This window comes from Photorhabdus africana, assembly GCF_035181445.1.
Lineage (GTDB): Bacteria > Pseudomonadota > Gammaproteobacteria > Enterobacterales > Enterobacteriaceae > Photorhabdus > Photorhabdus laumondii.
On sequence record NZ_JAXBVE010000051.1, the window covers coordinates 15,374 to 30,584 of the forward strand.

At 46.4% G+C, this 15,211-nt stretch carries 7 protein-coding genes; all 7 read left to right on the top strand.

Annotation, left to right across the window (positions count from 1 at the left end; genetic code table 11):
• Window positions 1-26: 26 nt before the first annotated feature.
• A complete protein-coding gene (locus SLS51_RS20105; protein WP_323840369.1) occupies window positions 27-1,541 on the top strand; it encodes an MFS transporter in 1,515 nt (504 codons plus the stop codon).
• Between the two features lie 671 nt (window positions 1,542-2,212).
• A complete protein-coding gene (locus SLS51_RS20110; protein WP_323840363.1) occupies window positions 2,213-3,526 on the top strand; it encodes a condensation domain-containing protein in 1,314 nt (437 codons plus the stop codon).
• Window positions 3,527-3,705: 179 nt separating this feature from the next.
• Window positions 3,706-5,373, top strand: a complete 1,668-nt coding sequence (locus SLS51_RS20115; protein WP_323840364.1) for a beta-ketoacyl reductase — start codon at window positions 3,706-3,708, stop codon at window positions 5,371-5,373.
• A 109-nt stretch (window positions 5,374-5,482) separates the two neighbouring features.
• Window positions 5,483-8,809 carry a non-ribosomal peptide synthetase gene (locus SLS51_RS20120; protein WP_323840365.1) on the top strand — a complete coding sequence of 1,109 codons (3,327 nt, stop codon included), beginning with the start codon at window positions 5,483-5,485 and terminating at the stop codon, window positions 8,807-8,809.
• Window positions 8,802-12,926 (top strand): SDR family NAD(P)-dependent oxidoreductase, encoded by a 4,125-nt coding sequence (locus SLS51_RS20125; protein ID WP_323840366.1) that lies wholly within the window; start codon window positions 8,802-8,804, stop codon window positions 12,924-12,926. The genes SLS51_RS20120 and SLS51_RS20125 overlap by 8 nt, the downstream gene beginning before the upstream one ends.
• Window positions 12,927-12,968: 42 nt before the next feature.
• Window positions 12,969-14,669 (top strand): beta-ketoacyl synthase N-terminal-like domain-containing protein, encoded by a 1,701-nt coding sequence (locus SLS51_RS20130; RefSeq protein WP_323840367.1) that lies wholly within the window; start codon window positions 12,969-12,971, stop codon window positions 14,667-14,669.
• Window positions 14,670-14,719: 50 nt separating this feature from the next.
• Window positions 14,720-15,211: acyl carrier protein (locus tag SLS51_RS20135; RefSeq protein WP_323840368.1), on the top strand; the 492-nt coding region annotated here is incomplete at its 3' end.

Here is a 15,211-nt window from a genome sequence, read left to right on the forward strand (position 1 = left end):
TGACATAGGCAGTAAAAATGAATGAAATGAATACGATAAAAAAATGGTGGGTGCTCACTGCTGTTTCAGTCGCGTTATCGCTGGTTGCTATCGATATGACCGTGTTATATACCGCGTTACCGAGTCTGACTCACAGTTTGGGAGCGAATACAACGGAAAAGTTATGGATAGTGAATATCTATCCTCTTATCGTCTCTGGGTTGTTGCTAGGTGCGGGGACCTTGGGAGATCGCATCGGGCATAAACGGTTGTTTGTTTACGGTCTCATCATCTTTGGGCTCTCATCCTTGGCGGCGGCCTATTCTTATTCGCCGGAGATGTTGGTGGTTTCTCGGGCATTATTGGGGGTTGGGGCGGCAATCATGATGCCTGCCACACTGTCGATTATCGCTTTGACATTCGAAGATGAAGATGAAAAATCATTTGCTATTGGGATCTGGACGGCTGTTGCCTCTGGCGGTGCGGCAATAGGCCCGCTGATTGGCGGCGTATTGCTTGAATATTTTTGGTGGGGATCAGTGTTTCTGATCAATGTTCCTTTGGTGATTTTGACACTCATTCTGTCGTGGTTGTTTGTCCCTACAGCGAAAACAGATTCGTCTCACCCGTGGGATTTTATTGGCTCATTGCAGATCATGGTTGTCTTGATAAGCTTCGCCTATGCCATCAAAGAATTTGCCAAACGGGAGCCTTCTTATATCGGAATATTGATAACTTCCTCCCTGACGATAGGTTTTCTAACGTTGTTCATTCGACGGCAAAAACGCAGTGTGCATCCGTTGATTGATTTTAACCTGTTCAAAAGCCCGGCTTTCTCATCCGCGGTTATCGCCGGGCTGGTGGCTTCCGCCTGTTTGATGGGCCTTAATCTGGTGTTAAGCCAGCGTTTGCAACTGGTATTATCATTAACGCCTTTGCAATCCGGGCTCTACTTTCTGCCATTCTCATTGGGCGCGATTGTTGCAAGTCCTGTGAGTGGTTGGGTTCTTCCTCGCTTAGGGAGTGCACGCTTCCTTATAACCTCGTTGTTGATGTATGCCATTGCCATACTGGCGCTCATGGCGAGTTTTTCAGCGCCGCTACCTTTGCAGATAGTTTGCTTTTTTGCGCTCGGGACATGTCTTGGAGCAACAATGACCGCGGCATCCAGTACTATCATGCAGGCAGCACCGCCTAATCGAGCAGGGATGGCGGCGTCCGTTGAAGAAGTTTCCTATGAATTGGGTGGTGGATTGGGCATTGCGATCATGGGTAGCATTATGTCATTTATCTATAGCTATTTCATTGAAATTCCAGTGGATTCTCCTATCTACGATGTGGCTAAAGATGGTATTGATGGCGCATTGATTGCGGCAAAAGAGATGGCGCCGGATGCGGGGCAGGCTTTGGTCAGCCTTGCTAAGTCAGCGTTTGATGATGCTGTTTTTTCTGTGATGGGTGCTGCGTCCCTGTTTCTTCTGATGATGGCGGTGTTGGTGTGGTTCAATTTCCGCCGCTCCTCACTGAGTAATACATCTCATGCTGCGATTCATCGTCAGTGAAATCGGTGAGCAGGGTTGATTGTACCAGTCGTTTCTTAATAGGAAGTTAATGGTTGAATAAGGGAGCCGCATTTTTACTGGTTCCCTGACCCAACACACTGGCGGCTAGTCGGGTAAGTTCCTCGACCCAGTATTCTGGGCGGCCTCTTTTCTCTATCTATACCCTATGGATTTCAAGATGCATCGCGACGGCAAGGGAGTGAATCCCCGGGAGCATAGATAACGATGTGACCGGGGTGAGCGAGTGCAGCCAACAAAGAGGCAACTTGAAAGATAACGGGTATATATGTAGAAGAGTTCATAAAAGCCGTAAAGTGAGGGTATGGTTAAAACAAAACATTAACCAAATTACTTATTTGATAGTAATAATGTATTAATTATTTTGGTCCAGCTCAAATATCTGGATTGATTCGTGGAGGTTTCTTTTTTTATTGCTACTTTTAAAATCGTCACTGTGTTTTTAGTACCTGAATAAATGACGCTAATTATCATTCCATGTGGGGTAGCCGGGCTATCAATTCCCGTTTTTTTACTCTGCATGTTCGCTTTCTCTGGTAGTCAAAAGTAAACGCTGTGTTATTCGACTCATTTGTATGCAGAAGAGTATGAAGTCTGCATAACGTTTTAATTTCGTTTCTGCCCGCAGGGCTTGCAATGGAAAGGTGAATATTATGCGTGTTCAATTAGGGCAATTATATGATTTGCGATATTCGCTGAGCGTCGATCAGTTGTGTGTCGGTGAAGTATTAATGCCCTTGGAGCGGTTGGCACCGGCCCATCTTAAGGTAGCGATTGAATATCTGTTGCATAAGTATTCTGTTCTGAGAGCACGGTTTGTCGGTAGCGGGATGAATATGAAGATGGATTTCGTGCCGCCTAGCCGTGAATTATTGCATCAGGTTTTTGAAGTTAGAGAGCAAACCGATAGTCCATATGATCGCCGACGCTTAATATCAAACTACATTGCTGAGGTTAGGGCTGCCATGAATTTGGCAAATCCTCCGTTATTGCGTTACTGCTTGTTTGATGGCAATTGTGCCCGTGATCAAAGATTGGTATTGATATTCAATCATCTGGTCTGTGACGGTATTTCCAGCAGGATCTTATGGCGAGATCTTTCAAAGGCATACAGAATGTCAGTGAATGGTCAGCCCCTTGCGCTTGAGAATGCCACAAATTATGAGCAATTTTGTGCTGAATTGTATGAACAACATCGGCAAATCGTAAAAGGCGCTATCCCTGATGATGAACAACAAGTTGAACAACCTACCCTGAATATTCTCGGCGGGCGGAGTGTTGAGTCACTACCCATTAGTAGATTGTCTGAGGCCGCCACAGAAGTCAGGCAGCTTGATGGTGAAGCCTTAAACAGGATACGCCTTTTGGCTAAGCAACATCGTGTTAGTGTTGCAGATTTGTTGTTAGGTGGTTGGTTAAAGGCGCTAGCGGCTGTTTTTGGCAAGGGTAGCCTGAATATGCTGTTGTGGGTCAGTCCTCATTTTGTGGGGTATTGGGAAACCTCGGTGGTTAATCTTGTCGGGTCAGTATCATTTCCAATCACAGTTAAGTTTAATATTGATCCAGATCCATCGTTGGATAGCACCCTCCAGCACACGGTACAAGCGTTCAATAACGCGATGGAAAAAGCGGCGGATTATGCTGCAACTTACTTTGTGCCTAATTCCATCTTTGGATGGCCTGAACTTCCTACAATTTCTTTTAATTTCATTGGTGATCAACGACGGTCCCCCAATGTTATTGGTTATGAACTGTCGCCTGAAAAAATACGTATTGGGAAACCGGATCAAGATGCGCAAGAGATACCATTGAGCATGGATATAGAGATCTATGCTGATACGATGGAGGTCACTATTTCTTCCAGACCAGATTGCCATCTACAGATTTTACCACCTCGTTTAATGGATCTTTGGTTAGACATAATTGGAGAACTTGGAATTGAACAGCCATTTTTCTCTGGTTATTAATAGCATACCTCACCCTTTTTTCGCCTTTTATGGTCGCATAAATAGTAGCACTGTTGTTCTCTGGCGCTAATCGTTGCTGATTGGTTGAAGAGTTCGCGTTAACAAATGTGCGAAGAGGGATATGGGGAAGTCAGAAGGTTCATAGGCATAAAATTTGACGTATGGGGGACGAAAGCCTGATGCGTCTTGATAATATGCAGCTTAAAACGGGCTACACGTGTGATGTATTGTTTCGTGATTTGGAGAAGAGTGGCATGCAACTATTCAATCTGGATTGGGTGAAACGTAATATCGTATTGCCCAATGTTCCGTTATTAACTCAATGTACTGTCATTAGTAGAAACGCCAATTTTACTCACCATGTGAAGGAGTTGCTTGAAGCGAAGGGAATTGATGTTGTTGGTATTGATCTTGTTGCAGATCCTGCCTCTCAAATTGATGCAATAGGGAACACGGACACCCTGATCTATTTAGCTAGCCACGAGGAGTTCTTGAACGCTGCGGATATTGTGGCTAATGAATTACGTGAGTTAGAAAGTTTACGTCTTATTGCTAACAGAATTGCCGAGCGCCATCACGAAGCAAAAACGCAACTTTGGGTTCTTACTCAAGGTGTGCAGGTGTCTGGCGAGCATTTTAATACGGTAGGCTTGTCTGGTAGTAGTTTATGGGGATTAGGCCGGGTCATTGCCAAAGAGTACCCATATATTGAAGTTGGCTTGATTGATTTGCCGGTTAAACAGGTTGGGGACGAAGAGATAACATCGGTTCTTGCCATCATGCCAAATCAGCATGAACAGAGGGAGTTTCTCGTTCGTGATCAATGTACTTGTCAGCGTCAGGTTAGACCGTTAGCAGTTAGCCAAGAAAAGACGGAGATAAAACAGAATGCGAACTATCTTATCACCGGCGGGTTTGGCGATACCGGGCGTATGCTGGCCGAGAATCTGTTTGCGGCTGGGGCAAGGCACGTCACGTTGATGGGACACTCCGCTCCGTCGGTTAATTTAATTACTGAGTCTGAACAACGAAAAGCACAGGGTTGCAATCTCCGTTTGTTCCAAGGTGATGTAGCTGATATTGAGGACGTCAAAGCAATATTGCGACGTATCGATAGAACAGGTCACCCTTTACGGGGGATCTACCATTTGGCAAGCGCCGTTGAAGGCGATCTGCTTACCACGTTAAACAACCGTTCGGTTGAAAAAGTTTTCCGCCAGAAAATAGCGGGAATCTGGAACCTACATCTGGCAACTCAAGAGCTAAGCCTAGATGGATTCATTACATTTTCCCCACTGTCAGAGATTATTGGTGTTGCAGGTCAGGGGGTATATGCTGCCGCGAACACATTCGTGGATGCTTTGATGAGATATCGGGTCGCGACTGGGTTACCAGGCACGGGGATCACATGGGAGCTTGAGGGTGATATTAAAAATGTCATAGATACCGTCATCAGCGCGGATATTCCTCATTATGCCAAGCTGATTGCTGGAAACTTTAGTCAGGTTGCTCTGGAGAGGATGATTTACCGGCAAGAGCCGGTGAATGATATAGAGCCTACTTTCAGTTCTACGCAAATTGATGATGTGGTCACGCCAGAAAAACCTTCCCATGAAGAGCAACGTCAGGCAATGACTGAAATAGTGATAGAAGAGCTTAAAAAATTGGTTGCAGGAGGAAACGTTACTGCCGACACGAAGTTGAATGAGATTGATATGGACTCTATGTCAGCCATTACGATTGCTCAGCGGTTGCGTGGAATCATTGGGAAATTAATCCCCATGTCTGTCTTTTTTGACGACTGTAGCATTTCTGAGCTGGTTGAAAAGTTGAAACGCTATTTCTAACGAGCCGTTGATTGATGGAGTAACACCAAGCACAAATTTTGCCCTCTCCGTAACGAAGCTAACTTACCAGAGGGGATACTGTTTAAGTATTTATGGAGCTTGACACGTTATGTATAAAGATTACCCACAGACTGGTGATGAAGAATTGCTGTCCATGCAGCAGAGCGCTTTATGGTTCATTGACAATTATACTCCTGGCGATTCCAAATATAATATTTCCATGGCATTCCGTATTCATGGATCGTTTCAAATCGATGCTTTTCGCTATGCGGTTAACCGGCTCGTTTCCAAGAATGCCACCCTGAGAAGCTCTTTCATTAATGTGAATGGTGAGCCAAAGTTGGTCATTAACGAACACTTGCCGCCGACATTAGAGGTTTTCGATGCAACGAACTTGAGCCAAGGCGAGCTTGAAGATGCCGTTCAGAACTTTCATTCCATCCCTTTTCAATTAGAAAAAGTGTCGTGTCTGCGTTTTGGTATCTACGTTGTCAGTGCGGAAGAATACGTTTTACATATGTGTGTTCACCATATTGTGTCGGATTTTACTTCACTGGAGCTGATGTGGGATCAGCTTGAACACTATTATCTGGCTGAACTTGGCGAAGATGATGATTCCTGGTTACCGCCCATTGAGGATTTCAAGGATTATGCAATCAAAGAACGAGAATATTACCAAAGTGAAGCAGCAGAGGAATCGAAAGCTTATTGGAGTGAATGTTTAAAGCAGCCACCGGCCATGTTGCAATGGGATAGTTTTTGGCGCAAAGGCGCTAATGACAAGTCATCCATTCTGTTTAGTATTGGTGAAGAGACAACCAAAAAAATCAAGCAGCTTGCTTCAGAAATAGGAGGATCGATCTTTACGGTCATATTAACCGCATGGAGTGCTTACATTACCAGAGAGACAAAAGCTGCCGATATCGTCATGGGGGTACCAGTATCGATGCGTCATTCAGTTCATCAGCACATTGTCGGCTGTTTGTTTAATGTATTGCCCATACGTTTATCCGTCGAGCAGACATTTCATCACTTCCTCTTAGCAGCGAAGGAGCAATTGTTATCGGCCCTTGATAATCGAAATTTTTGCCTCAGCCAAATGGTCGAACACCTGGCTGTGGAACGACATGATGATCGTAACCCACTGTTTCAGGTTGCGGTGAATATGTTAGGGCATGCAGGACAATCGCGTTGGGTGGCGCTGGAGATGGCTGACGATTCTGTTCAAGCATCATGGGCGGGACAAACTATTTCCCCATTCAGGGTTTGTCAGCAGGAAGGTCAACTTGATATTGAACTGTTGTTTGTCGATGCCGGTTCCCATTTAAGATGTGAGTTTAAAGCAGATAAACATTTTTTCTCACATTTGGGCCTTCAGATATTTGCAGAGCGCTTCCAGCAAGTGCTTGAGATGCTGATAGCAGATCCTGATGAAGAGATGAATACTTTGTTGGCGCTAAAATCAGAGGATTACAATCTGCCATCTGGTCCGATTAATTCTAACGCTCTCCCGGAAGTGTCAAACCAAACTCTCGTTGCGCTTTTTGATCAACGAGTAACGCAACAACCGACGTCAGTAGCGATTCGTTATGGTGCCGATACATTAACTTATTTGGATTTGCAACGTTGGTCGCTGAAAGTCGCTGTTCAGCTTATACAAAATGGGGTGGTGCCCGGCGATCGCGTCGGAATTGCATTGTTGCCGTCACTGGAAGCGGTGGTGGCCATGCTTGGTATTATGCGTGCGGGCGCGGGATACGTACCGTTAGATCCCAGGTTGCCCCAGAACCGTCTGGCGCAGATTGTCGAACAATCAGCGATGAAGCTTGTTGTGGTTAACGCTGATGTTGATCCAGATAACAGGTGTACAGCTAAGCTGATGACCATTGCGGCGACTGAATCCGCCTTGGCGGCAGGGCCTGTTGATCATTCGACATTTGATCATGCCACGCTTGATCATTGTACGCCTTCTTCGATCGCATACAGTGTCTTCACTTCGGGTTCCACCGGGGTTCCCAAAGGCATTGATGTTGAACACAACAATGTTGTTTCCTGTTTTAACGCAATGGACGAATATTTGGCCCCCGCGCCAGGCGAGGTGTGGACTTGGTTCCATGCGGCCAGTTTTGACTTATCTGTGTGGGAGATTTGGGGCGCTCTGTGTTCTGGTGGGGTTTTAGTCATTGTGCCCGATGATATACGCAACCAACCTGACAAGTTGCTGGATCTTCTTGAAGCAGAGCAGGTAACGATTATCACCCAGACGCCATCCAGTTTGAAAAGCCTGTTATCTGAGTTTCAGGCTCGGCCAAGAGCTTATACGATAAAGCATTGGGTAATTTGTGGGGAAGCGCTGCTCAGTGCCACGATTCGGCCCTATTTAGATGAGCGGTGGACATTGTGGAATGTGTATGGTCCGGCGGAGGCGACAATTTACACCACAGTGGAAAAAGTAACGAAAGAACTGACTGACTACAATGTGATCCCCATAGGCAAACCGTTAAACTTCGCAACGGTCTATCTTTTAAATCCTGCGGGGCAAACACCCCCGATAGGTGAGGTTGGCGAAATTTACATTGGCGGTCGTGGCGTTGCCCGTGGTTATGTTGGCCTTGAACAGTTAACAGAACAGCGCTTCATTGCCGATCCCTATATTCATCATGGACGTATCTATAAAACCGGTGATTTAGCCTATTGGGATGGGGAACGAATCCATTTTTGCGGGCGCGTGGATGACCAGGTAAAAGTTTCGGGTTATCGAATTGAAATTGCTGAGATTGAGGATTGTCTCAATCGCCATCAGGCTATTGCGAACGCTGCCGTTATTATTGAATCTCACGAAGGGCTTGATCGTTTAGTCGCAATATTCGTCCCTGTCAGTAAGGATAACCTTCCCGAAGAGTCCGCTATTCGTGATCACCTTAAAGCTTATCTCCCCATCTACATGTTACCCGGCAGGATGCTGCTGGCGGATGAATTGCCGCGTAATGCTCACAACAAAATTGATAGAAGAGCATTAAATGGCTTGATTGAAGCGGGGCAATTGACAGATATCAGTTCGTTGAGACCCGCGCCTGTGTTACCTGTTGATTCGGTTTTTGCCGAAATTTCGAGAATTTGGTGTGAAGTGTTGGGAAGATCAACCGTCGGGCTGGATGACGCATTTTTTAATATTGGCGGTAATTCATTGGCACTGATGCAAATCCATGCACAGCTCGTGCAATTACCGGGATGTGGTGCCTTGGCTCCTTCAGATTTATTCCGTTTTCCGACTATTCGAAAGTTAGCTAATTATCTTTTAAGCCCTCTGCAATCGATAACACCGGTAGAAGTTGCGGATAAAACAACCCAAACGCGACGTCAGAAAACGTTGAATGCAAGAAAGGCATTGAAAGAGAAACAAACTCATTCGTTGAAAGGGGAACCAGATGTCTGATAATGCGATTGCCATCATTGGCGTAACCTGTCGGTTACCTGTGGCGAATAGCTTAGATACGCTATGGGAGAATCTTGTTGCAGGCCGAATGCTTGCCAAAAGATATAGTCAGGAAGAGCTGATTCGCCGTGGGGTAGCACGGCATATATTCACTGCAAAAAATTATGTTCCTGTCGATTCGTGTTTATCGGATATTGATCTATTCGACCCGGATTTCTTTTCAATCAGCCAGCGAGAAGCTGAATTGCTCGATCCTCAACATCGAATGCTGCTTGAATGCGCATGGGAACTGGCCGAAGCGACGGGTTATGGTAATCCTTTCCGACGCCCGCGTATCGGGGTTTTTACCGGCAGTTCGATGAATACCTATTTGCCTAATGTCATTAAATCTGAGTGTGATCTGGTTTCAATAATGGGAACAGAGCTCATGCTGACTAACGATAAGGATTATCTACCAGCACGGATTTCATACAAACTAGGTTTTAACGGTCCGAGCGTAGCTGTCTTGACCGGTTGTTCGACATCACTGACAGCGGTGCATATGGCGATACAAAGCCTCTTGCTTGGTGAGTGCGAGATTGCTTTCGCCGGTGGTGTCTCTGTATGTACCCATTCTCGACCGGGTTATTTTTACCAAAACGATATGATCTTCTCAGAAGATGGATATTGTAGACCGTTCGATGAGAAGGCATCAGGGACTTTCTTTGGTGATGGCGCGGGGCTGGTGGCGCTACGGCCATTGGATGAAGCCATTAGCAATGGGGATGCCATCCATGCGGTGATCCTCGGTTCAGCGGCAAATAATGATGGTTCAGCGCGGGCTGGCTTTGCGGCGCCGGGGGTGGATGGGCAACGAAAACTGATTTTGGATGCTCAGGCGCTTGCCGGTGTTGGGCCGGATGAATTAGGGATGATCGAGGCGCATGGTACCGCAACGCCGCTTGGAGATTCGGTGGAATATGCCGCGCTTTGTCAGGCTTTCCGCCAGAATACGGAGCGTGAGAGATTTTGTGCATTGGGATCGATCAAAGCTAACGTGGGTCATTTAGCGGCGGCGGCGGGGTTTGCTGGATTAGCCAAGACGATAATGGCATTAAAGAGTGGCACGATTGCCCCACATCCGACGTTCAGCAAGGCCAGCTCTACTATGAATCTTGAGCAAAGTCCTTTCATTATCAATACCACGCCCATCAACTGGCCGGTGAAAGGACCACGACGGGCAGGAGTGAGCTCTTTTGGCGCCGGTGGCAGCAATGTTCACATGATTTTGGAACAAGCACCGGTAAGAAAGTCAGGTAAAAATAGCGTTGGCTGGCGAGCCATTCCGTTAGGGGGACGCAGCGCTAATGCCCTGAACACATTGAGTACCAATTTGGCAAAAATGCTGGAGATTAAACCCGATACGCATATTGATGAAGTGGCTTTTACTTATGCGGAAGGCCGTGCAGCCCAGCCATACAGAGCCTGTTTATACGCTAAAGATGTGAAAATGTTGATTGATGGTATCAGAAATGCAGATTTCACCGTCACAGCACAAATCTCTGAACCACAACGTCTGGTGATTGCACTTGGTCCTGCTATTCGATCCGCTTTATCTGTGCAGATACCGGGTTATTGGCAAGAAGTGGATAGGTTGCTTGCTGCATTGCCGACAGATGTTTCCCATAACATCGGTAAAATCGATATCACTGAAATGACAATAAATGATGGCGATAAGGGAAAAATTGCCAATCTTGTGGCGATAATTGCGGCGATCAATTGTTGGCGGAAGATAATTTCGACGCCAATATTCATCATATCCGATAGTCGTTACGACCTTGCTGTGGCCTGCTCGCTGGGTATGCTGACATTGCCTGAAATCGTTGATAAGTTGCTAGGAAATGTGACATCACATTTTTCTGAGCGTGGTAATTTCGCTGAGCGTGATATAGCTTTGCCCGGAAGTTTTTGGTCTAAACATCACGGCATGATTGATGGCAATAATGTGAAAGCTATCTTGATTGATGGTGCGCTGCCGAGCTTACAGCAGCAGAATAAAGTTATATCAGCAAATGATGTGATATTAGATTTGGGCCATTCGCCTGATAGTTTCTCTGAAGTCGTTGTAAATCCTGAAAATATTATTCGTTTGGATGCTCTCCATGAAGAGCGCGACTCGGCTTTAGTCAAACTGATCGGCAAGCTCTGGCAACGTGGTTTGGTGATAGATTGGTCGATATTGCGAGATGGGGAAGTTGTTCAACGTATTCCACTCCCGGTTCAACCGTTGCAACGTCGGCGCTGTTGGTACACCGATTCAACATTAACAGAGTACAAACCAGAGCTTGGCACTGGTCAACCTGTAGCAAGCTCTGAGACTTCCGACGAATCAGTCGGCGTTTATGTTGAACGCTGGAAACGAACACAGCGCTTGTCGCCGATATCATCAGCGGTGGCTAAGCGTAACTGGCTGATTTTCTATGATAACAGCGATAAAGAGATGTGTCCGATCGCGGATGTACTGCGTGAGCTGGGGCAAAACGTGTTTGAAGTGCATGAAAATCGTGTCACTTCTCTTGATAAAACTGCCTTCGATGAAACTGCTTTCGATGAAAAAAAGTACATCGTTAACGTTGACGATCCCGTCAGTGTTCAGCGTTTGATGCTAAGGTTGAAGGCACAACCAGCGCATACACCAGATCATATCCTCTTCATTTTGGGTGATATCCCGTCAGTGGATGAAGTGCCGGTAGGGGAAGATCGGTTCCCATTTACGCTGTTTAATCGGGTAAAAGCGTTTTCTCAAGTGGGAAATAAAGCCATTTCGTTAACATTGATCGGACCCGGTTTTATCGACGTGATGGGCAGAGAGCCACGGAGTATTGAACGGGCTACAGCGCTGGCATCCATTTCGGCGATCAACCAAGAATTGCCTGGCATGATAGTGAAAGTTATCGACATACCGGCCAAAGAACTTAGCTCTCTTAATGATGCCCAGTATACCGTGGCTGAACTTTTTACTGCTCATAATCAGAATGCGGTTGCTATGCGTCAAGGTTGGCGTTGGGAACGCTATTTTGACGTTGAAAACCCAGCGGTTAGCAAAAATCTTTCACCTGACATGATCTGTTTAGTGACCGGAGGATTAGGAACAGTTGGTTTTGGCGTTGCACAATATCTGGTCACCAAGTTTAACGCAAAACTTATCCTGCTCGGTCAGACATCCAGAGATCTCACCCAGTCTGATACATTGCAGAGCCAACGGATAGCGCAATTGCGCAATATGGGGGCGGACTTTGCAGTGATTACTGCCGATGTAACAGATAAAGCTGGTGTGTTGGCAGAACTTTCCCGTGTGGAATCCAGACTGGGGGCTGCTAACTGTTTTGTCCATGCTGCCGGGCTTTCTGGTCAGGCAACAATCCAGTGGTTGCAAAATTCGGCTCAGCATGATTGGGAAAAGTTGATGCAGCCGAAGTTAAAAGGGGCTGCTGTTTTGCATGAAATATTTGCCGATCGTCCTCTGAAATTTGGCTGTTTTACCTCATCTCTGTCGGTTTTCGCGGGGGGGTTGGGGCTTGCACCTTACGCTGCGGCAAACGAAGCTTGTGCCGCATTTGCTTCAACCCACCATTTGGATAAACCCTATTTCTCCATTGATTGGGATGGATGGGAGGGTTGGGATGAGTCAAGTAGCTTCAAATACAGCGTCAATCGTGCTCGCCCTTTACGTCATGCTGATGTCGTTAATGCGTTGGATATTATTTTCTCGGCATGCCATGCAGAGCCGCGTTTTGCTGTCTCCACCGTACCTTTGAATGAGCGGTTGCATAATATTGTGGAGAATTCATTGCAAATGGATACGGCGCAGACTGCAATGGTATCTCCCTCGGCATCAAATAAATCCATTATCGATGATATGACCGCTATTTGGCGTGGTGTACTGCGCTGCGCAGTTGATCATGAATCGAACTTTTTCGATTTAGGGGGAGATTCACTGGTCGGGGCTGAGTTGGTGCGACAAGTTAATGCTCATTTTAATGTTGTGGTATCTATGGTTGATCTTTTCGAATCGAGCACCGTGGCGTCTCTTACGATGCAAGTAGAGAAAAAGCGTAATCAAGGCGGTGTGCTATAGCGCGGATCGGCAAGACCAACGTGTTCGGGAAAGGGAATTAGCATGAAATCAAAAATACAGATGCATTATTCAACAGATATTGCGATTACCAGCATCGCTGGACGTTTTCCTAATGCAGATTCGAGTCAAGATCTTTGGGATGCGATCTTAGGGAAACGGGAACTGATTTCGAGTTATACCAATGAAGAACTTCATCATCGGGGCGTTGATGTGGATGAAGGCGGATTGCATTACGTTCCGCGTGGTGCGTACCTGCAAGATCCAGAGGCGTTTGATTACAGCTATTTTCAAATGATGCCAAGAGAAGTTTCTAAAATGGACCCTCAGCAACGGATTTGTCTGGAGGTTTGCCATGAGGCACTGGAACTTAGCGGTTATTCCAGCGGGGCAGACGCAGGGCTCTGTTCAGTTTTTATCGGTTCTCGCCGGAGTACTTGGCAAGCCGATGTACCGACGCTGACCCCCTCTTCTGCTGACGCCATGCTGCTGTTTGGTGGAAGTTCTGTCGATGCTTTGGCAACGCGTGTGGCGTATAAGCTCAACTGTTTAGGGCCTGCTGTCAGCGTAGGCACTTTTTGCTCAGGTTCACTAGTGGCTGTGCATATGGCTTGCAACAGTCTATTGCTAGGTGAAAGTGACATGGCGCTGGCAGGCGGTGTTTGTGTCAGGTATCCCGCTCATGTTGGTTATGTTTACCATGCGGGAGGGATATTATCCCCGACAGGACGAGTTTGCGCGTTCGATGAGCAAGCTGACGGTACGATTTTCTCTGATGCTACCGCGTTCGTGGTATTACGCCGTCTGGAGGATGCTCTGCTTAATGGTGAGCCGATTTTGGCGGTTATCAAAGGGTCGGCAATCAACAACGATGGGTCTGTCAAGGCGGGTTATAGTGCCCCGGGGGTTTCAGGTCAGGAGCAGGTGATCCGTCGTGCGCTTGCGGCGGCTGATGTCCGAGCTGATCAGATTGGTTTGATTGAAGCGCATGGTACTGGCACACCTGTTGGTGATGGAATTGAATTACGGGCGCTGGGACGGGTATTTGCCGGCGTATCGGCCAGATCGTGTGCTTTAGGTTCGATTAAATCCAATCTTGGTCATGCTGATTGTGCCTCGGGTATCGCTGGGCTGATAAAAGCCATCTATGCTGTCAATTCAGGCATTATTCCTCCGTCAATGAATTGTGAATCTCCCTGCGCTGAATTGAGGGAGCCTGAATCCCCGTTTTATGTGCCTACTGAATCCAGAGATTGGGATAACGACAAGGCGGCGAGAATTGCTGGCGTTAGCTCGTTCGGGATCGGTGGTACAAATGTTCATGTTGTCGTTGCCGAACCACCGGAGAGAAAGCCTGACACACCTTCCCAGGCGGCAGCACACCTGATCCCGCTGAGTGCACGTACTGAGACCGCATTAGCGCAAAAAATTTTGGATTTAGTGAAATATCTTGAGCAGTACCCAGAAACGAATATCGCTGATGTGGCATTTACCTTACAACGTGGCCGACGACATTTATCCATACGTAAGGTGATTGTCGCACGTGATATCCGTGAACTGATATCGGGCCTGCTAAATAAAGCCCTAGTGGTGACCCCTCAATTGAGTAAACTGCAAGAGATGTATATTTCGCCTGCCTCTGTCTGGCAGGCCGGGGGAAGTATCAATTGGGATATTTTTTACCAGAGCGAATATCGTAAACGGCTCCCGCTGCCAACTTATCCATTTGAAAGAACGGCAATCTGAGCTGTAAAAACGGTAGAGATCGTCTTCATTTTGAGGAAAGTGAGGTTGATATGAGTAATATTGAAATTATTCAGAGAGAAATAATCGCTATTTTTGCAGAGACATTTGGTTTACCGAAAGAAGAGATAAAACTAGAAATACCGCTGGTTGAATTGGGGGCGGAATCACTCTTGTTATTCGAAGCGTTAGAGCCGATCCATCAACGATTTGGTGTAAAACTTTCAGTACGGCAATTTTTCGCAGAATTACAAACGGTTCGTCAACTCAGTGAATATATCTTGATGGCGGATAAAAACAGGGTTGTGGAAGATAACTATTCAGTCACTCAACCCGTCTTGGCTGATCAGGAAAAAAGGTCTGAACAATCCGATACGTCAACTATTCCACCGATTAAGAAAGAACGCTTTTTCCAATGGATGTCGAGAAGTGCGCCATCGATTGAGTCTGAGGAGAGAAAAAAGTATCTGGCTTCATTTATATCTAAATATAACGAGCGAACGATTAAATCAAAAATTCATTCGGTAGCGGTACGTAAAAATATG

Bases quoted from the DNA above. Each gene is read 5' to 3' on its own strand.
- SLS51_RS20105 (WP_323840369.1), top strand. From the start codon at position 27: ATGAATACGATAAAAAAATGGTGGGTGCTCACTGCTGTTTCAGTCGCG.
- SLS51_RS20110 (WP_323840363.1), top strand. From the start codon at position 2,213: ATGCGTGTTCAATTAGGGCAATTATATGATTTGCGATATTCGCTGAGC.
- SLS51_RS20115 (WP_323840364.1), top strand. From the start codon at position 3,706: ATGCGTCTTGATAATATGCAGCTTAAAACGGGCTACACGTGTGATGTA.
- SLS51_RS20120 (WP_323840365.1), top strand. From the start codon at position 5,483: ATGTATAAAGATTACCCACAGACTGGTGATGAAGAATTGCTGTCCATG.
- SLS51_RS20125 (WP_323840366.1), top strand. From the start codon at position 8,802: ATGTCTGATAATGCGATTGCCATCATTGGCGTAACCTGTCGGTTACCT.
- SLS51_RS20130 (WP_323840367.1), top strand. From the start codon at position 12,969: ATGAAATCAAAAATACAGATGCATTATTCAACAGATATTGCGATTACC.